Raw genomic sequence first — 20,427 nt, 5'->3', positions numbered from 1 at the left:
CTATCGATAAAAAAGCTTACCCGAACTGTACGACCGGGCAAGCTCTTCACACTTACAAAACGTTGAGACAGGCTATTCTTGAACTTTCAGTGCTTGCGATGCTTTTGTATGACCGGAATACTCGGGAGCATAAGCACTTTGAGCCGTAGCAATACCATTTTGATAAGTCCCCGTACGTACAACCACCTGTTCGTATTGAAGTCTGTATTCACCCCTTGTCAGATGGTTGAAAAAGAAGCGCGTTTCATTGTCACGGATTTCACAGTAATATCCGGTTCCGGCTCCCCATTGATAACCGCTGATTTGCGTAACCGGCTCCAGACATGCAGGTCTCATATCATGCAGAGAAACAAAGTCCATACTACGATTCAATCCCAGAAAAATCACAGTAACAATTTTTTGTCCCGGCTTCAACATCATCCCTTCGCTCAGACGCTCCAGTTTCTCCCGGCCATCTTTCACTGTAGGGATATAAAGTTCTTTCCGTACAGTAATATCTTTGCCGGAGCTTTGTACTTTGTCCAAAGGCATTTCATAAGAGGCAAAGACTCCGCCCCAAACAGGAGACTTACGGCTATGGGAAAGGGTCAACTTCGATTTTTCCGGCACTTTATTCAAAGGAACAGTATGATTGACGACCTCACCTCTGGCGGTAAGAGTGCCATTGACCAGCGGCATACGAATTTCCAATTTATCGGGTTGCAACTTCTCTACACGGTCTTCACTGCTCAACAAAGCATATACGGCATCTGCCGTAGCTATTGTGGAAGCCCATTGCGTGGTACGTTTTTGAGCCAAAAGCCATCGTTGCATTTGAGCCACGACCTTAGGATGTTTTCTCATCATATTCAAAAGCTCTATGGTTCCCGTATGAGTGGAAAACGTTCTGTCCGTCCACCAGTATTCGCCCGTATGCAACATGGCAAAGAATGCCCCCTGTTCCTGATCCGTTGTAAGGTGCTGAATAAGGCTCTCTGTCAATTTATCCGCCAAATCCTTTCTACCCATACGATAAAAGATAATAGCTGCTTCGGGCATTTCGTAAAGAGACAGTTTCGCAATATTATCGGTCAGTATTTTCAGGAAATACCCCTTTGTGCTTTCATACCGGTCTTGTGTGCTTGCAGGACGGCTACTATCCATGGCTATAAGATATAACCAATTCAGAGTTCCGTAAGGCAAATACGGTTTTATTTTCGGATTCTTTTTTAGCTCTTTCTCAAGTTCGGTTTTCTTATTAACAGCCATTCTATCCAAAGCTCGCCACCCTTTTTCATACATTATTTGAAACTCTCTGCCGGGCTTGAACAATTGAATAAACTGTTTCTGACGTACCAGAAGAGTCATAATATATGATGTCAGATAAGCGTTAGGCTCCATACCGGGGAACCATCTCCAATTGCCATCGGAGCTTTGCAGCTCTGCCAATTTATTTTCAAGAACTTTGATCCGGCTTGCCTGCGGTCTTTGCATGAAGTCGAGAAAAGCGCGCATTCGAGCCTCTTCACTGTCGGCAACATGCAACCAGGGAGTTTGCTGCGATGTCTGTTGTTTTAATGCATCATTTCTTTTCAAAGCACTTGTATCCACCACTTTACCCAAGGCTTTACGACGGTCTGCGATCCATTGTTTAACACCCGGTTGATCGGTCAGATAAGTCGCAATATTGATACTATAAAGAGCTGATGCCAGAGATATGGCACTCATACTTTGATCGGCCGCCATAATCGGAAGTTGTTGCATGGCAAGAAAAAGAGGATTTCCCACAGCTTCCACAGTTAATCGTCCCTGTTTCGGTTGGCCTGCAGGAAATAATTTCTGCAGATCGACAACCTCCGTTTTTTCTTCATCCAATCTGAACGGAACCGTTTCGGTTACCATTACCGATGCAGGCAGTTGCGTAAGTACATGCTGTTCTCCATCGCTGAATTTTTTACTTTGAGCCATCACTCTGACACCAATAGCTTCATACCCTGCAATTGCTTCCAGAGTCAAAGCAAAGGGAAGGGAACTACCGGCTTCGACACTGAAGTCCTGTGTCTGTTTGTGGAATATGGAGTCGGTGTTCAGATCGAAAAGTTCCAGTTTAATCGACCCTTTCACCGTCTGCTTACTCATATTGCGAACGGAACCGCCGATAACACCCCGGTCTCCGAAACGAATAAAACGAGGGATATTCGGCTCTATCATAAACTCTTTGTAAGCCTCCACAAAATCTTGTTTTGTTGCGGAAAACAACTCCGGTGTATGGGCAAAAAGTTCTACACGCCATCTTGTAAGGCTTTCCGGAAGCGTGAAAGACCAGGAGACTTCACCTTTGTTATCGGTATGCATACGAGGTTTGAAGTAAGCTAATTCGTCAAAATTCTTACGAACAGACACTGCATCCTCTTTTAAATCTGCAGCATCCTCTTCTGTTCCAACGATACCTTTACTTCGCATCTTGACAGAAGAGGTTTTCATTGCCACTGCGATTTCCTCTTTTAAAAAAGTTCCTCCTTCAAAAGGCTCCAAATAAATCTCATTTTCTTGAGCATAGATATAACGTTTATCCGATGTTATGTTTCTAAGCCTGCAGTAATATTCCGGCTCCTCCAAATAAGTTTGCAAAATATTATCTGTGTTCCTCTCGATGATCATATCTAATGATGCATCGGTCATCCATGAAGCCAAATTGGCATGAGTCGCAGGTTTTCCGTTTGGCATGAGGATTTTCAACTGCCATGTTTCTTCTTTTCCGGTGAGTAATTTATTCCGGAAAGACTGCCATTGCAAATCCATCTCTTTTACCGGAAATTCGCGACTGAACTTTACACTTTTTTCATATACTTTTTTATTATCCACAAGATAAATCAGCACTTTCCGGTATTGCTCTTCAAACTGACGAGTAGGAGCCGGCAATTCAAGTCGATTCATTTTTCCCGCCTCCGGAGTTAAAGAACCGTCTTTATAAGTACCGTTCACATAGAAAATGCGATAAAAAACCTGCTTGCCGGGCAAACTTGTTCCCCAAAGCAATACCGCTTTTTGATTATCCTTATATTTTTCCTTTTCTGCGGTTGCCCAAAGCGGTTCCGGGCTCGGTATTTCGGAATCATTAGGCGAAAAAACAAAAAACTCTTTTGCGGCCTCGACCTTTTCACCTTCCGGTAAACGATATGCAGCCTCAACACGATATTTTCCGGAAGGCAAAGAGCTCAATTCCTTTGAAGTTACAATGTTCTTATTGGCATCAGCTCTCCCTTTCAAGACAACCTCATCTGCACCCCAACGTTTTATGGTATAAGAAATTTTTCCATCTACAGGCCGGTCCTGATTATTCTTGAGAAGAACAGCCCATGGCTTACGGGGAGACTCTTTGCTGATATACTCGTTCATGTCGATTTCCATCTTCACAGGTATGGCTCCAATGAACATCTCGGTGGTCTCTTCATGCGTTTCACCGGAGAGATCCGTAACCACGGCTTCAACTTTATATTTATAATAAGTATACTGATCTTTCTGATCTTCTAAAGAAACCCGATGGTCTATATTTGTAAACTGAACCGGGATTTCAAATAATCCTTCTGAAGAGGTTTTCAGAGTTCCGGATGCCAGCACTATTTCCGGTGAGTCATTATAAAAATAGTATCGCCATCCCCAATTTATCTTTCGGGCGGTAACAGTATAATTGACTGTTGCCCCCTGAATGGGAAATCCGCTAAGTTTTTTAGCGGATCCATTCACTTGGGTTTTACCGCCTATTTTATAAGGTTCTTTAAGAGGGACAAGCAATACTTCAAAAGAAGGCCTTTTATACTCCTCCACATGAATATAACAATCGCTATAATACAAATTCCGCACCTCTGCCGTTATACGGTATCTTCCCAAAAGCCTGTCGGCAGGTATCTCAAAAGAACCCTCGAATACGCCATACTTATCAGAAGAAAAGTCTTCTTTATAAAAAACTTCTCCATTAGCATCCGTAGCTTTTACCGTGACTTTTTCTCCGGTTAAAACTTTCCCGGCTTCAGGATTATAACCTATATTGTAGACAATACCGCTAAAGAAAACTTTTTGCCCGGGACGATAAATGCTACGATCAGTGAAAACACGTGTTTTTGTTTCTCTTTTTTCCGAATTGAGAGTTCCCGGGTCAAAAAAATTAAAATAATCGGAAACATAAAGGTTGTCGGTTTTGGCATCCAAATATAAATGCAACTCTCCTTCCCGATTTGCAGGAATCAATCCATACCGGTCTGTTTTAAGTTTTTCGGGAAAATCAAATTTGGGTGTTTTTTGCTCCCAACCCGACCTTTTTAAGGTGCCAATATCGATTGTCTTTTGAGTTAATGGCTGTCCGGTGGTCGAATTCAACCAATGTATTTTACAACCGTTAATTTCTGTTAACGTCAAAGCCATTGCATCAGATACTTGCAAAACGTCAAATCTTTCCTGTTTCTTATTCTGAATATCGGTGTATCCCAATCTGATAATATAAGTGCCTTTTTCCACAGGACTTTTTATCGCAATGGAGTCTGAAACGCTTTCGTAATCTGCTTTATTTACAATTGGCAGTGAAAAGGTTACATCAGGTTTTTCTCCGGAAAGGTATTTTTTGTAATCGGTATCTCCCCGGTAAAGTATGATAAGGTCAAGGAATGAAGTTTTTTTCAACCGATAAAGTTCTATTTCTGCCTTTTGTATATTACAATATTCGAGATTTACCTGTAAATCTTCATTCGGACGTATCTCACCATTATAGTTTATAATAAAATAGCTGTGAAGAATAGTCTCTTTGGCATTATAAAAAGCAGAGAGTTGATTTTTTCCTTTGTATGAAAACTGTGTCAACACTTCCTCAATAATTTCCAAGGCTTTAGCCTTCTGACTTTTTTTAACTAATGTTCTAATCAATTCTTCAGCTAAAGGCAATACGGCTTCCTTTTTTTGAAAACGGTTGTAAGCAATCGTCAATTCATCAATGATTTCATCATCGCTCCTCCAGGAAGATCTTTTATTGAATTTTACTCTAAGGAGTTGCAAGTCTATATAGTCCTCAGACGTTTTTAAGGCTTCCATCATATACTTAAAAGTCTCTTCCCAACGATTTCTCAACATATATGAACCTGTTTCGCTTTGGAGATTTTCCAAAGCATACTCCCGGTATTCAAGAGTCTCCAAAAACAATATACCTAAAAGCTTATGGGACAATTTTTCAAAGAAAAGATTTCTTTCTTCTTTTTCTATCGTAGAAAGCAACAACCTCTTATTTTTTACAATATCATCGTATAAATCGCAAATTCTTTGCAGATATTGTTGCGATGTCCATTGTTTAGGGACGATTTCATTAACCGGTTCTCCGATTGTCACCAACGGCATACGCCCACGAGAATAGCTACTAACTCTATAAGCTTCGGCATAATAAGACAGCAACAGAATTTTAGCCAGTACTTTTTCTTTTTCGGTTACCCAAGGAAGTTGTGCAGCCTCGTACAAGCGTGTAAATTTTCCCTCTATTTTTAGAGGATCTAAATATTCTTCATTGATTGTCGACACCTTTATTCCACGTATCATAGGCGCAAAACGTCGTGCTTTGCGAGCTTCCGTTTCCAGTTTATTAGCAACTTCAATGAGGCTTGCCGGCTTGCGGGGATACTCTTTTTCCAATTTGTCCAATTGGCTGGATAATATATTTACCATATCTTTTGCCTGATTTGTTTTCTTTTGTGCGAAAGAGTTGAAAGAGATAAAAAGCAACCCGACAATCATCAGGAGCGAAACGACTCTGCAATACTTCTTATTCATAGCCCTGCATTTTTATGTTTGCATAAAAGGTAATCAATAGTTTTCTAAAAAACAGAAAAGAGTTGCCCATGGACGGAGCAACTCTTTAGTTTGGTTATAAAAGTTAGCTTTTAAAGTAAAGGGTTTACCTGAATAAACACAGGAGAACGGGTTTCCTTAAAAGGACGAACATCTATCATCGAACGCATTGTCGCCGGTTCACTCTTAATAACATCTTTCTTTACGAATTCATCGAAATTAAAAGGATCGTTCTGTATCGGTTTCTTTATATAGGCACCATTGACATACTCATAATCGCTGATACGTACACCTGCAGCCTTTCGTAAAAGGATCTTCACAATGCTTTCCCGGCTCGGGGCATTGTAGTAAGGTCTGTTATCTATCATTACACTATTCTGTTCCGGTCTCCACGCTCCATAACTATAACAGTTTGCTCCTTCAATGTACTGCACACTATAACCCGGAAGATTATAGAAATGCGACCATTTTGCCTTTTGTTTATTTCCTGTCACATCGACATTGGAATAAAAACCGAATTTTTCCCAAGTTTGGAACTCCTGTTTGTTCTTTTCCGGCAAAGTAAGACCCTGATTATTGACGTACTCGTCGCACAGCCATCCAAAGCCATGCCCCCCGGCCTCGTGATGAATTAAACTGGCAAAGTCGGCTCCTCTATGTTTTTTATCTCGGCTTGTAGGACAGAGTGCAACCGTAACCCCATCGCTGTACAAATAACAAACGCCTCCGTATCGATCGATATTACAGATAAGAATAATAGAAGTATTTCTGAGTTGTTGACGAGATCGATTGAGTTTTTGTGCAATCAACCGGACTGCATTATCTGCATTATCGCCGGAAATGCGTATCGCCGATTCATCGTAAAATTCTGTATTGAAAATCGTTTTTTTGATCTTATGCTTATCCTTTTCGCTTATACCCGAATCTTCGGAATAAAGGGTCAGTCTGGTGAATTTGAAATACTCCTGATACGATTTATATGGTTCTATGTCCATAAATGCTTCCATAGCCTCTTGAACATTGTGCTCAAAAATCCCCCCGGGCACACAATCTCGAGCAGAAAAGCCATCGCCTACGATTATGATTTCATTCGGATATTTTCCCTTTGTGTTTGTTTTCAGCACCTTGATTTCTCCATCGGGAATAGAAGGAATATCGGATGCTTGATTGATTTCGATTTCAACACTCTTGCTTTCCGTATTGACATACAGAAATCCCTGGCGCACATATCCTTTATTCGGTTTTATGGCAACGGTTATCTCCGTGCTGCTTTTCCCATCTTGAGGTGTTACGGAAATCCATTCCTGAAAATTTACCGGTATATTAATCCACCAACGGGTATCCGTATTTATTTTCAGTTTCAAATTTTCTCCGGCGGCCTTTGCTGTTAAATTCCGTGGTGTTGCGGACAGTTTGATGGCACCTTGAGATACTTTTATTGTCCTTCTGCTTCCACCGCAACGAATATGTATTTGAGCCGTACGGACATCGTCCGTTTTGTTGGCTTCTACTGTAACCAAAACGGTGTTATTAGTACTGCCTTTTCGAAGATTGGTGGTACACCAGTTTTCCGTGATATCTATAGCCCAGTCCGAGCTTGCCTGAATACTGAATTGTCTCTGTCCTCCATTATGCGGAAAATCGAACGACTCCACATCTACATCCAAATAATCCACATGATCTTTTTTGGAGCAACTTACTGTCGGCAGGCAAAGAAATAATGCAAACAGAAAAATGTATATGGAAAAAAAATGTTTTGCTGACATATCAAATAAAAATATCTATGTATAGAGGTTTGCAAACAAAGATAAAAGATTAAATTATTTTACCGATGGTTTCTTGTCTTTCTCAACCTCCCAAAAATATCTGCCTGAAGTCTTTTTACTGCAGTCAGGGATAAAAAGAGAGGTTGCTCAAAAAATGGCAACCTCTCCTGTAAAAACATCGTAAAAGGGGCTACTTAACCTCCCATACAGAGCCTTGCATCAGCAGGTCATGCAATGTGCGAACCGAATTTTTACGCTTAACGGTTTCAATCTGATCAGCTACAGACCAATCATAAGTCGGAGCTTCTACATCACGGATAACGCCCATTGCCAGAGGCAGACTATCATTTTCTTCGGTTCCCATCATGGCCAACAGATAGTGAAGAGAGCGGTCTTTGGTATGTGCATCATGTACGAGCACGTCATCCATCGAATATCCTTCACCCAAAGTAACGGCCTTAAGACGGCCTTTCTCCATGACAATACCCTTAGAAAAACCTTTACCGAAAATCATCGGTTTGCCATGCTCAAGCGTAATTGTGCGCTCCTCACGAATCTCCTTAGCCGAAATACCCTGGTGAATACCATTATTGAAAATCACACAGTTAACCAGTACTTCAACTACAGCCGCTCCTTTATGTTTGGCTGCATCGACCATACATTTTTGCAAAACCTTCATTTCTACATCCAAACTGCGAGCAAAGAAATTTCCGCGTGCGCCGAGCACAAGTTCTGCAGGAACAAACGGATCTTCCACCGTACCGTAAGGTGAGCTTTTAGAAACGAAACCACGGGCAGATGTGGGTGAATACTGGCCTTTGGTAAGACCATAAATACGGTTATTGAACAAGACCATATTAATATCCACATTTCTACGCAAAGCATGAATAAAGTGATTACCCCCAATAGCCATACTGTCACCGTCTCCGGTAGCAAGCCATACCGTCAGTTCTGGATTTGCAACCTTTACCCCCGTTGCTATGGCAGCTCCACGACCATGAATGGTGTGAAATCCATAAGTATTCATATAGTATGGCAAACGTGAAGAGCAACCGATACCGGAAATTACGGCTGTATCATGAGGGGCAACGCCCAACTCGGCCATGGCTTTATGCAATGTTGCCAAAACAGCATGATCTCCACATCCGGGACACCAGCGAACTTGCTGGCTGCTTTTATAGTCTTTGAATTGATATTTTAATTGTTCTGTGCTCATGGTCTACTTCTTGTTTAGGATTTCGGTAAATGCTTCTACTAATTCATTCACAGAGAACGGCTGTCCGGTTACCCGGTTGTATTGATAAGGCACAAAGCCATCGATCTGGCCACGCAGGAACTTGGCCAACTGTCCGTTGTTCTGCTCTGCCACAACCACCTTGGAATATTTGCTTAACAATTCTTTGGCATTACGGGGCATCGGGTAAATAAAACTGAAATGAGCATGAGCAACCTTATGACCCTGCTCGCGCAATGTTTCGGTTGCGTCGTGAAGGTGACCGTAAGTTCCGCCCCATCCCACAACCAAAAGATCAGCATCGACATCACCCTCCAATTCAAGGTCGGGAATAATATCGGCCACTCTATTGACTTTTGTCTGACGGGCATCGACCATAAACTGGTGGTCATCCGGATTGGTACTGATAGCTCCCGTTTTGGGATTCTTTTCCAAACCACCCAAACGGTGCATATATTCGGGTGTTCCCGGAATAGCCCAATAACGCACATTGCGACTGTCTCTTGTAAAGGCACACCAGCCTTCCGGCTTTTGCTCAAAATGTTTTTGAACAAAATTAGGCTCAATACCGGGGAAATCTTTTTTCTCAGGAATACGCCAGGCCGTAGAGCCGTTGGCAACAAATGTATCTGTTAAAAGAATAACCGGAGTCATGTATTCCACGGCTATCTTGGCAGCCCAGTAAGCAGCTTCGAAGCAGTGAGCAGGGGTTTTGGCAGAAAGGACAGGCAGAGGAGACTCTCCATTATGGCCATAAAGGGCCTGCAACAAGTCCGTTTGCTCAGTCTTTGTGGGCAAACCGGTAGACGGACCGCCGCGCTGTACATCGATAACAACCAAAGGAAGCTCTGCCATAATGGCCAAACCAATAGCTTCGCTCTTTAGAGCCAGACCGGGCCCTGAAGTGGAAGTAGCAGCCAGATTTCCCGCAAATGAAGCTCCGATAGAAGTGGTAATACCGGCAATCTCGTCCTCAGCCTGCACTGTCTTTACACCTAAATATTTAAGTTTGGCCAACTCATGAAGAATATCGGTGGCCGGTGTAATCGGATAACTACCCAAAAACAGAGGAAGACCAGAGCGCTCGGATGCAGCCACAAGACCGTAGGCCGTAGCCTTATTTCCATTGATATCCACATAATAACCCGGCTCCTGTTCGGCTCCTACCACACGATAAGTAGACACCGAAGCATGAGTATTTGCTCCAAAATTAAAACCATCATGCAATACCTTGATATTGGCATCCCGTATTTCCGGTTTCTTGCTGAATTTGTTTTCAATAAATTCTTCTGCATGCGCCAAAGGTCTGTCCAACAGCCAGCAAAGCAGCCCCAGAGCAAACATATTCTTGGTACGAAGAGCAGCTTTGCTATCGATACCTAATTCGGCCAATCCGTCCTTTACCATAGAAGAAATAGGAGCCTTCAACACTTTTTGGGTAGAAAAACCCAACTCCTTAATAGGGTCGAAAGTGGTAAACTCGGCCTTTTTCAAATCCCCCTCCGTAATAGAGTCCGAGTCGAAAATAATAATCGAATCGGGCTTGAGGTTTTTCATGTTTACCTTCAATGCAGCAGGATTCATAGCCACCAGCACATCGGCTTTATCTCCGGGAGTATGTACCCGTTTGGTACCGATATGGACTTGGAAGCCCGACACACCGCTAAGTGTTCCCTGCGGAGCACGAATTTCTGCCGGAAAGTCCGGGAAAGTAGAAATGGAGTTACCGTACATGGCACTCAGGTCTGAAAAGATGGTTCCTGTTAACTGCATTCCGTCTCCGGAGTCTCCGGAAAAACGAATTACCACATCTTTCAGTGTCTTAACAGATTGTTGTTCAGCCATAAAATTTGTATTAGATGAAACTTTTGCCATAAAAACAGCAAGGTTAATTAAATAATTAAATCGCCCGAAAATTGTTCAGTCCGATTTGTTCAAAACATCAATAAACAAGATGTATGTTTAAGATTATCAATCGGACTTCCGAATCCTATGTTTTTTCTTTGATCATTTCTTCTTTCGATATTTTTTTACCGAACGTTTGAGATAAACAAAAGATAACCAAACACCCGTTAATGAAGCGACGATACAACCCAAAACAAGAAACCAGATGACGATTGTCCATACAGCCGGATATTTAATCAACAGTTTATACTGCAAGAAATGCAGTTCGCTGAAGATCCAGCGTTTGACCTTCCTCTTCTGGTTGAGATACCTGTAATCGCCATTTGTGGGATTAAAATAATAGAGACTGCCGTTGCCGTCTTCAACCTCAAAACGATATACCGGCAAAGGCAATGCGCCGAATGCAGACAAATAATAACGATCGTAGTCCTCCAATAGTTTCACGCTTATCGGCACATCCGTACCACGTATGCGTTTCACCACTTTCGTCCATTGCTGTTTGCTGATATTCAGAGGCTTCGGTTTTTCAACAGCAGAAGCATTCACAAAATAGGTACTGTCTGCCGTGGTTACCTTATAGAAAGGAGTTTCCGCCACATGCAGCCAATCGATTCTTTTAATATTATTATAATGAGTAAATAAATCTCTGTAATCGAGTTTATAGTCCGCTAAATGAAAAGACCGGCCATATATTTTATCGGCAGATATGCGCATAGAATTTTTACCTCCGACAACCCAGTCGGGTATTTTCTGTAAAGCTACAGCTCCACTGAAAGCCCAGGTAAAAAGAAAAATACCGAAAATCAAGCCCAGCACATGATGCCAGTAATAACTTTTTCGATGATAAGGACTACCCCATCGACCTGTTCGCCTACGCCGTATAACCAATAGACGAACTCCCAGAACGAATCCGAGCAGAATATCCAAAGCCGCTAAAGCGGCACAAATGCTCAATACGCTTATCCAAGTCTGCGTATGCTCCCGGAGAGGACGGAAATAGAACTTATGCGGAATGGAGCCGAACCACGACCAAATCCTTTCGGCGCGGGTACTTTGCTGAACCACCTGTGCCGTTTTGGAATCCAGATACACCCATGTCTTCGATTTATCGCCAAAGCGGTATAGCAACATCGGCAGATTATTCAGGTAACGGGTGTACATGGTCCACTGGTCACGGCGCTGCAAGGTGTCGATGCGCACTACAGGCGCATCGCACCACTGCCTGGCCACAAAATCACAATCTTCGGCTGTTACCGATTCAGTCGAAATATCGCCGGAACTTATCCGTTTTATGTCTCTGTCTTCGCTCTTTATATGCCACGTATTCCGCCCGAACTCATTAACCATCCATGCAGCTTGGACTTTCCCCGATAATCCGGTGGCAATTTGCCAAACGGAATCCATCGGCTGCAAGTCCGAAGGATCCAACATGGCCGAATGAGCAATTTGCTCTTTCTCCGTTGCTGCAGGAAAAGGTTTATAAATCAGTACCAAACCGGATATAAACCATATCGTTAACAATATGCCGGCTATAACACCGATAACCCGGTGCAGAACTTGCATAATGTGCCGAAGAGTTGACATTTATTGAATTATTGAAGTTTTTATGTATCAGATTTCAATGGGAACAATACGGTCAAAAGAGTACCCCATTTTAATCTTCAACCCCGGAGTAAGTTTACCGGTCACAACGTCGTAGTAGTAAACCACCGGTTGAGACTTTTCAGGGTTTACACCGATAAAAGCCTTACCGTTTTTCACAAACGAACGCTGAGAGAACGTTCCTGAACTTGCAGGCAATTTCAGGTCTGTAACCTTATTGGTGGGAATATCCAAAACAGCATAATAGCAGTTATAATTATTTCCCCAAATGGCAGGATTCATCTCATCTCCCAAACCTAAATAAGCAGGGTCCTGAATATAAAGCAAAGCTTTGCCTTTCCCTAAATTCTCAATTGTGACCAGTTTGCCGGTAGGCATATTGAAACCTTCATATGTTTTGTCAAAATCTTTTTCGCCGGCTTTGATACGCAGGATTTTACTGTGCTGAATAGTTGAACTCTTAGGGTGAGGCAATACAATAACGCAGGCCAGATAATAATCGCCCTTTTCATCGAAGAAAGATTTGCTCTGCAACAATTCACCGTAAGCCGTACCGGCCATTTTGTCAGCACGTTCTTCTTTGACCACCGCTTCTACTTTCATATCAGAAGGGTTGATAAAAGCCGCATGGAAAAATTTCCTGTCTTCTTTTTTCATCTTATTGAAAGCAAACGTGTAGATCAACTTATTGTCTGCTTTACGATAAGCCAAAAGACCGGAAGTGGTATATTCCTCTTTTCCTTTCGGAGCAGGCAAACCCTCAATAGTACCATGCTCTGTTTCTTTCATCGTTTCCGTATCTATCTTCGACCACAAAACACTCTTCTTGTCTCCGCTGGCCCCCATCAATAACAACGTTTTGCTATCTATCCAGGCAAAACAGTATTTACGCTGTGCAAATCTCGAATACGGAAACTCTTTTACAACTTTAATGGTACCATCGACAATTTCATACTTACCGAAATTGTCCTCCTTGTTGATCTGGTAGTAATAACGTCCTTTAACAATCGTTTCCATATTGAGTTTGGCCGTTACATCCGTACCTTTGTTGATAAAATCGACATCGCCTTCAAGCAGAGTGGGTACTCCGGCCACCAATTGCGAATGACTACTGCCCATACCACCGGTTCCACCTATGGATACCCAAACATCATAATGCGACTTATTGTCCAGAATAGGGTCTTTCCCGTCTTCGTCCTTATCACAGTTACATGAAAATAAACCCAACAGAAGTAAACCCAAAGTGAATAATTTCAAAACTTTCATTTTCGTCTAATTAAATTTAATATAAAAACAATCTTAATTTACAGCTAAGCGAACGCCCCGGCTTTTGCAGCTTATAATTGTCATAAAGGATACTGTCAAATAAATTATCTACCCCTATCGACACATTATAACGGCCGTCGCAAAGACTATACGTTACACCTGCACTGTGCATCCATTGCGTAGGTATTTTCCCTTTCTCCTTGAGCGTGCCATAACCGGCCCATGTAAGGTAAAACCAATGCACATAATGCAAATCATAGTTCAGCCGCAGTTCCGACCTCGGAAATATCAGGTCATGAAATCGAACTCCGGCATTACCGTTCATCACCAACCAGGGACGATTGGGCATCCGGTTATTATACGTAATTCGCAGAGAGCCATCGGGATAATATTTATCGCGGCTACGCTCATCGATATAACTGATGTTAAAAGAAGCATCGGCACGGTTTTTATAGGAATAAGCCACCTCACCCTCACCGCCAAACACACGGACACTGGATTCATTCCCGTATTGTGCCAAACCCTCGGTTTCCGATATAACAAGACGGATATAGTCCTTTACATCGCGCATAAAAAAGGTACCTTCATAAGATAACCTGTGCACATTATCAAAAACAATATTACCATAAGCACCCATATTGAGATTGTGACTACTCTCAGGCTTCAGAGCAAAATTAGGATATACGGTGGAAGCATTACCCAACAGCTCGCGTGCGGAAGGAAGACGTAAAGCATGTTCATAAGAAAGTTTGACAGCAATCCCGGGATTAAAAGCATAACGTGTAGCAAAACCATAGCCGAAATTATGCGTACTCCCCTCTCCTGCCCAATCATCGGATTTGGTGATCCAAGGCAGATCTTTTTGCTCCACCCACATTTTACTGTAGTAAGACTTGGCAAAAAAATTATTGCTCAATTTACCATCGAAAAGCAATTGTGTATAAGATAAAGAGGAAATATGCCGGTCCAAGCGATCGTTACTCGGCACGAACCCCTCATCGATATCATCGCTGCGTTTATTACTCAAACCGGAAAAACGATAATTCAAATTCAACACATGTCCGGGCATAAACGGATAGGAAAGTTTTAATCGAACAATGCTCTTGGGTCTTTCAGTCTGTCGAATGGATTTGCCTCTACCGCCCACCTCGCTCTTGTGAGTTTCCGTAAATGTACCGTCCCAGGCATATTTACGATAGGCGGTATCAATAAGCGTAGAATTATCACGAGTAAACGAAGCATATATTTCGGCAAACAGGTTATCTACCAAAAAGTTTCTCTTCTGATAGTTCAGGGCAACTTGCGAACCCTTGTCTTTCGTCTCGCCTTTACCATACACAAACGCCTGCGTTCTACCCGTTTGCAGCTCATCATCTATCCTGTTACCGGAAAGCGAAATCATGAAAACATCGGCCCAACGAAGATTGCGTACACCGAAATCCAGTTGACCGACAAGAGAAGAATAGCGGTCATGGAAACGACGTATATCCTTATTTTCAAAAATCTCTTTCTGTGCATTCCACAAACGTACGCCACGCATTATGTAATCATTCTTGCTATACTGATAAGCAATGGTAGGACGGATAAAAAAGGATGTTTTGGGAACTACGTACTGACCGTTAAAATTGATCTGATGCGATCCGAAAGAAGCGATGCCGTATGTTGCATCCAAATAATTGCGATTATCTTTCTTCGTGATGATATTTACCGCCCCACCCAAAGCATCCGTGAGTAACTCGGCAGGAACAACACCTTTGTGTATTTCGATACGTTCGACGATATTGACGGGGAGATTTTGCAGTGTAACACCACTGCCCATTGAAGAAATGGGTATACCATCCAAGAAATAACGAACAGCATTTCCTCCCAAACCGTTAATCGTCAAATCCATTTCCGAACCGACACCTCCCGATCGGCGTATATTTACACCGGTAGAGCGATCTACAATACGACTCAGGTCAATAGCGCTGTTAACCAACGGTTTGACCTCCAGCACATTCATCGAAAATCCCGCCTCCTTAATTCGACTGCCGACTCCCTTGCCATAGACATGTATTGCATCCAGATCATGTTCCATCAACTTTAAGGAGAAATTTTTAGTTTGATTGTGTCCGGATTTCAGCACCACCTTTGCCATATTGGTTTTATACCCCCCATACATGACAGCTATATCGTACCGGCCGGGAGCCAATGTAAGCGTATAGAAGCCTTTAGCGTCACTGTGAGTACCGATGGTCGTATTCAATACCCCGATAGTAGCTCCCTCAAGACCCCTTCCTTTGTTATCAGTGATACGTCCGGACAGTTTTACCGCAGCCTGTTGCGATAAAGCGATTACCGGTGTCAGGTTAAAGACCAACAGGGATATCAGGAATACTCGATAAAACAGACTCTTGGCAAACATGTCTAAAGAATATTTGGCCACCAAGAAGCAGACCGGGGAATACGATAAGTTATGAGACCGTTTATCTTATACAAAGAAAAACCTCCGACAAAAGATAAAAATGTGCTTTTGATATCTAATTTCCCCTCTTTCATCACAAACCTTAAGGCCGATAACGAAGGCAAGAAACATAAAAAACGAAAACCCTGTTTTTTCACGGGGCACATAATCTGGTCCTATTTAGACGGAGTAGTCATAGAATAAATCAGTTAAGCTTCTATTCTCCGTAGATTACACTTAATATTTACTGTTAAGGCAGGTCTTCTGACTCGGTTACGTATCTGCCTTCCCATTCCCTCCGGAAATAGTGGCAAAAGATCGATACTAACAAGCCTCTCACAAGAGGTCGTCAACCTTACAGCAGCGGGAACTGTTGCCGACTTGCACGGCATTCCCTTTTAATCCTTAGCAACAGTTTGTTACCTGGGAACCTTAACGGTGACAAAGATACTCATTATTTGGTAGTTTCCTACAAATGAGTATCTGAAAAACATTTTGCAGAAACAGAAATTCTCTTCCATAAAAAACCACCGGAAGACAGTATCTCTAAAGGCATAAAAAGATTGACTTCCCCAAAGCCATCTCTCATATAAGAGTTAAGCGGCTTTATTCGGATTAGGAGAATAAGCAGCAGGATTATTTACAAAAATATACTTTGGGGATACTCGATGTGCTCCATAAACAACCCCTGCGGAGGAGCAGCCGAACCGGCCAATGAGCGATCCTGCGCTTTGATAATGTACTCAAACTGTTCGATAGACAGTTTCCCACGACCCAATGGCAGTAATGTTCCCACTATAGCCCGTACCATTCCGCGTAAAAAACGATTGGCAGAAATCGAAAAGCAGCCCTTGCCTTCCTCCTGATGCCAAATCCATCTTGCATCTTTCACTTTGCAGAGATTGGTCTTCACATCCGTGTGCATTTTGCTGAAACTGGTAAAATCCTCATGCTCCAGAAGCAAAGCGGCAGCCCTGTTCATCAATTCAAAATCCAGAGGAGCATGTGTACGCAAAGAAAAGCGATAATCAAACGGATCTTTGGCTTCGGAAATGTAATAATGATAAGTTCGCCACAAAGCATCGAATCGTGCATGCGCTTCATCTGTTACAGGCTTAAAACAATGAATGGCGATATCGGGTGGTAAATATCCGTTTAACCGTTGCAACAGCGGTTGTATTTCATCGGGAGACAAGGGCAAATCGACATGTGCCACCATCGAACGGGCATGCACGCCGGCATCCGTTCGTCCGGCTCCAACAATGGCTACCGGCTGTCTCAACATCAACGAAAGGGCTTTTTCTATAACCTCCTGCACCGTAACGGCATTAGGCTGTGTTTGCCAACCGCTGTAGTCGGTTCCGTCGTAACTGAGATAGATAAAATAACGCATACCCGATCAGATACTGTCTATGCTTTATTTGCTGCTGTCTTCTTTTTGGAAGCAGCTTTTCCGGATGTTTTCTTTGCTGTCTTTTTACCGGCAGATTTGTTTTTTTTCTCCGGTGTATCAGATATAATTTGACGACACTGCTCCAAAGAAAGAGAGGCGGCATCTTCAACCTCCTTAGGTATCTTATAATTGCTTCCCTTATACTTGATGTAGGCGCCGAATCGTCCTGTTCTTATCTCCAGCTCAGGTTCTTCCGAGAAAGATTTCAGCAAACTTTTCTTCTCGGCCTCTTCCTTCATCTTAATCAGTTCGACAGCCTCGTCCAGGGTAATTTGTAAAGGATCCAGACTTTGCGGTATGCTCACGAACTTATTCTTATAACGCACATAAGGTCCGAAACGACCACTTGCTATCTGTACCGGATGACCCTGATATTCACCCGGAGTACGGGGCAAATCGAACAGCTTCAATGCATCTTGAAGTGTAATGGAAGTAATGGATTGCTCCGGAAGGAGTTTTGCAAAACGGGGTTTTTCGGTATCATCCCCATTACCCACCTGAGCCATAGGGCCATAGCGGCCGATACGAACAGACACCACACGCCCCTGCGGGTCTTTTCCCAATATCCGCTCACCCACACGATGCGACGGATCGAGCTCTGACGCATCTTCGACCTGCGGATGGAAATCCTTATAAAAACGATCTATCAGTTTTTGCCAATCCTGTTTTCCGGCAGCAACTTTATCAAACTGTTCTTCAACCTTGGCGGTAAAGTTATAGTTAACAATATTCGGAAAGCTTTCTATAAGGAAATCATTAACCACCACACCTATATCCGTAGGGAAAAGTTTGCTGCGCTCTGCTCCATACGATTCCGTAAGGGTCCGGGTATCTATGCTTCCGTTTTTCAGCGTCATTTCCACATAGTTTCTCTTCTCGGCCGGCTTGTCGGCACGCTCTACATACTCCCGGTTCTGAATCGTCTGAATGGTAGGTGCATAAGTAGAAGGTCTTCCAATACCGAGCTCTTCCATCTTGCGTACCAGCGTGGCCTCGGAATATCTCGACGGCCTTTGGGTGAAGCGTTCAGTAGCTGTGGCCTGAACAAGCATCAATTCATCTCCCGAATGTACCGAAGGAAGAATCTGTGCATCACCAAGCACTACGGGCTGCTCTTCATCATCATTACTTTCCAGATAAACGCCCAAAAATCCGGGAAACAGAACAACCTCTCCGTGTGCCTGAAAATTCGGTTGATTCCTGCCATGCTCTATCTCGATGGTTGTACGCTCCAATTTTGCGTCGGTCATCTGTGAAGCAATGGCACGCTTACGTATCAAATCATACAGTTTTTTCTGTTGTGCCGTACCTTCGATTTCTTCCCGATCTGCGTAAGTAGGTCTGATGGCCTCGTGTGCTTCCTGGGCACCTTTGCTTTTGGTCTTGAAATTTCTGGGCTGGTGATAACTTTCGCCCCAGGTATCGACAATAACGGATTTAATCGTATTCATCGCCAGAGAGGATAAATTGACCGAGTCCGTACGCATATAAGTTATATGCCCTTCTTCATAAAGCGATTGCGCTATACGCATGGTTTGCGAAACCGAGTAACCCAGTTTTCTGGCAGCTTCCTGTTGCAACGTACTTGTTGTAAAAGGAGGAGCCGGAGATCTTTTGCCCGGTTTTTTCTCTACGGCAGATATTCGGAACGACTCTTCCGCAATACAACTCTGTAAAAACCGGTAAGCCTCTTCCTCTTTTTCAAATCGCGTAGAAAGCTCGGCTTTCAGCTCTTCTCCCTTTGGCGTAATAAAAACAGCAGCCACCTTGTACCAAATTTCGGCTTTGAAATTCTGTATCTCACGCTCGCGCTCCACAATAAGCCGAACGGCCACGGACTGTACTCGTCCTGCAGATAAACTGGGCTTGATACGTCGCCACAAAACGGGAGAAAGTTCAAAACCCACAATACGGTCCAACACTCTCCGGGCCTGCTGGGCATCAACCAAATTGAAATCTATCTCTCTCGGATTCCGAACGGCATTTTCAATGGCCGTCTTCGTTATTTCGTGAAAAACAATTCTTCGTGTAGCTTCTTTCGTAAGCCCAAGTACTTCATAAAGATGCCATGCAATAGCCTCTCCCTCCCGGTCTTCATCGGATGCCAGCCAGACTGTTTCTGCACCCGCTGCAGCTTTTTTCAGTTCATTAACGACTTTCTGCTTATCCTCAGGCACTTCATACTCGGGTTCAAAACTATTGGCAAGATCGATACCGAGATTATGTTTCTTAAGATCTCTGATATGACCGTAACTGGATAAAACCTTATAATCTTTTCCCAAAAAAGAGCCGATGGTTTTAGCCTTAGCGGGAGACTCTACGATGACCAAGTTTTTCTGCATATAACTCCTGTTATCTTTAAACTGAAAGAATTATAAAAAAGATTTTCGGGGAACAAAGGTAATTATCTTATTATAATGTTCCTATTCAAGTTTTTATTTAACGGCTGAAATACCCTTCTATATTGTATGCCAAAAGCGTAACGCATACATTATAATAATATCAGCAAAAAAGACAATACCCCGTACAGATTGCATATCTGCATGGGGTATTTCAAAATCTTTTCAGGTCCGTTAATGATAAGACCCACAATATATCAGAGTATAATATCTGTGCCGGAACCGATTATTTCTTTTTACGATCGCCATAACGGTTCATGAACTTATCCACACGGCCGGCCGTATCTACAAGCTTAGCCTTACCTGTAAAGAAAGGATGCGATGTGCTCGAAATTTCCACTTTACAAAGAGGATAAGTTACACCATCGATTTCGATGGTCTCTTTTGTTGCGATAGTAGAACGGGTAATAAAAATGTCTTCATTAGACATATCCTTAAATACTACCGGTCTGTAGTTCTCGGGATGAATACCTTTTTTCATTATTGTAAGTTTTTGTCTTTATTTTTATCTCCTAAATTGGTGGTAACCGATAAAGAATGAGCGTTAATGGACT

10 protein-coding genes and 1 riboswitch are annotated in these 20,427 nt (G+C 42.8%); all 10 genes read right to left on the bottom strand.

Annotated features, from left to right (window positions below; all coding sequences use genetic code 11):
• Window positions 1–72: 72 nt before the first annotated feature.
• The gene (locus A3GI_RS0105970; protein ID WP_026215971.1) at window positions 73–5,787 is read right to left on the bottom strand and encodes an alpha-2-macroglobulin family protein; all 5,715 of its coding nucleotides are present in this window, start codon (window positions 5,785–5,787) and stop codon (window positions 73–75) included.
• A 110-nt stretch (window positions 5,788–5,897) separates the two neighbouring features.
• Window positions 5,898–7,481: a BACON domain-containing protein gene (locus A3GI_RS0105965; protein ID WP_162151351.1), complete on the bottom strand. Its 1,584-nt coding sequence runs from the start codon at window positions 7,479–7,481 to the stop codon at window positions 5,898–5,900.
• Between the two features lie 280 nt (window positions 7,482–7,761).
• Window positions 7,762–8,787 (bottom strand): 2-oxoacid:ferredoxin oxidoreductase subunit beta, encoded by a 1,026-nt coding sequence (locus tag A3GI_RS0105960; RefSeq protein ID WP_018360558.1) that lies wholly within the window; start codon window positions 8,785–8,787, stop codon window positions 7,762–7,764.
• 3 nt (window positions 8,788–8,790) lie between these two features.
• A complete protein-coding gene (locus tag A3GI_RS0105955; RefSeq protein WP_018360557.1) occupies window positions 8,791–10,650 on the bottom strand; it encodes a 2-oxoacid:acceptor oxidoreductase subunit alpha in 1,860 nt (619 codons plus the stop codon).
• 162 nt (window positions 10,651–10,812) lie between these two features.
• Window positions 10,813–12,273 (bottom strand): PepSY domain-containing protein, encoded by a 1,461-nt coding sequence (locus A3GI_RS0105950; RefSeq protein WP_025079421.1) that lies wholly within the window; start codon window positions 12,271–12,273, stop codon window positions 10,813–10,815.
• A 48-nt stretch (window positions 12,274–12,321) separates the two neighbouring features.
• Complete coding sequence (locus A3GI_RS0105945; RefSeq protein WP_018360555.1) at window positions 12,322–13,578, bottom strand: hypothetical protein; 1,257 nt, start codon at window positions 13,576–13,578, stop codon at window positions 12,322–12,324.
• Window positions 13,579–13,594: 16 nt separating this feature from the next.
• Window positions 13,595–15,982 (bottom strand): TonB-dependent receptor, encoded by a 2,388-nt coding sequence (locus A3GI_RS0105940; protein ID WP_036869832.1) that lies wholly within the window; start codon window positions 15,980–15,982, stop codon window positions 13,595–13,597.
• 276 nt (window positions 15,983–16,258) lie between these two features.
• A riboswitch (cobalamin riboswitch) is annotated at window positions 16,259–16,471 on the bottom strand.
• A gap of 190 nt (window positions 16,472–16,661) precedes the next feature.
• Window positions 16,662–17,414 (bottom strand): tRNA pseudouridine(38-40) synthase TruA, encoded by a 753-nt coding sequence (truA, locus tag A3GI_RS0105930; protein WP_018360552.1) that lies wholly within the window; start codon window positions 17,412–17,414, stop codon window positions 16,662–16,664.
• A 17-nt stretch (window positions 17,415–17,431) separates the two neighbouring features.
• Window positions 17,432–19,816: a type I DNA topoisomerase gene (gene topA / locus A3GI_RS0105925; RefSeq protein ID WP_018360551.1), complete on the bottom strand. Its 2,385-nt coding sequence runs from the start codon at window positions 19,814–19,816 to the stop codon at window positions 17,432–17,434.
• Window positions 19,817–20,099: 283 nt separating this feature from the next.
• Complete coding sequence (locus A3GI_RS0105920) at window positions 20,100–20,354, bottom strand: type B 50S ribosomal protein L31 (RefSeq protein WP_018360550.1); 255 nt, start codon at window positions 20,352–20,354, stop codon at window positions 20,100–20,102.
• Between the last annotated feature and the right edge of the window lie 73 nt (window positions 20,355–20,427).

The sequence above is a fragment of the Porphyromonas macacae DSM 20710 = JCM 13914 genome (genome assembly GCF_000379945.1).
Classification (GTDB): domain Bacteria; phylum Bacteroidota; class Bacteroidia; order Bacteroidales; family Porphyromonadaceae; genus Porphyromonas; species Porphyromonas macacae.
This window is presented reverse-complemented; position numbering and strand designations above follow the sequence as displayed.

Coding starts and splice junctions, on each gene's coding strand:
- A3GI_RS0105945 (WP_018360555.1), bottom strand. CDS start 13,578: ATGAAAGTTTTGAAATTATTCACTTTGGGTTTACTTCTGTTGGGTTTA.
- A3GI_RS0105950 (WP_025079421.1), bottom strand. CDS start 12,273: ATGCAAGTTCTGCACCGGGTTATCGGTGTTATAGCCGGCATATTGTTA.
- topA (WP_018360551.1), bottom strand. CDS start 19,816: ATGCAGAAAAACTTGGTCATCGTAGAGTCTCCCGCTAAGGCTAAAACC.
- A3GI_RS0105920 (WP_018360550.1), bottom strand. CDS start 20,354: ATGAAAAAAGGTATTCATCCCGAGAACTACAGACCGGTAGTATTTAAG.
- A3GI_RS0105970 (WP_026215971.1), bottom strand. CDS start 5,787: ATGAATAAGAAGTATTGCAGAGTCGTTTCGCTCCTGATGATTGTCGGG.
- A3GI_RS0105955 (WP_018360557.1), bottom strand. CDS start 10,650: ATGGCTGAACAACAATCTGTTAAGACACTGAAAGATGTGGTAATTCGT.
- A3GI_RS0105960 (WP_018360558.1), bottom strand. CDS start 8,787: ATGAGCACAGAACAATTAAAATATCAATTCAAAGACTATAAAAGCAGC.
- truA (WP_018360552.1), bottom strand. CDS start 17,414: ATGCGTTATTTTATCTATCTCAGTTACGACGGAACCGACTACAGCGGT.
- A3GI_RS0105940 (WP_036869832.1), bottom strand. CDS start 15,982: ATGTTTGCCAAGAGTCTGTTTTATCGAGTATTCCTGATATCCCTGTTG.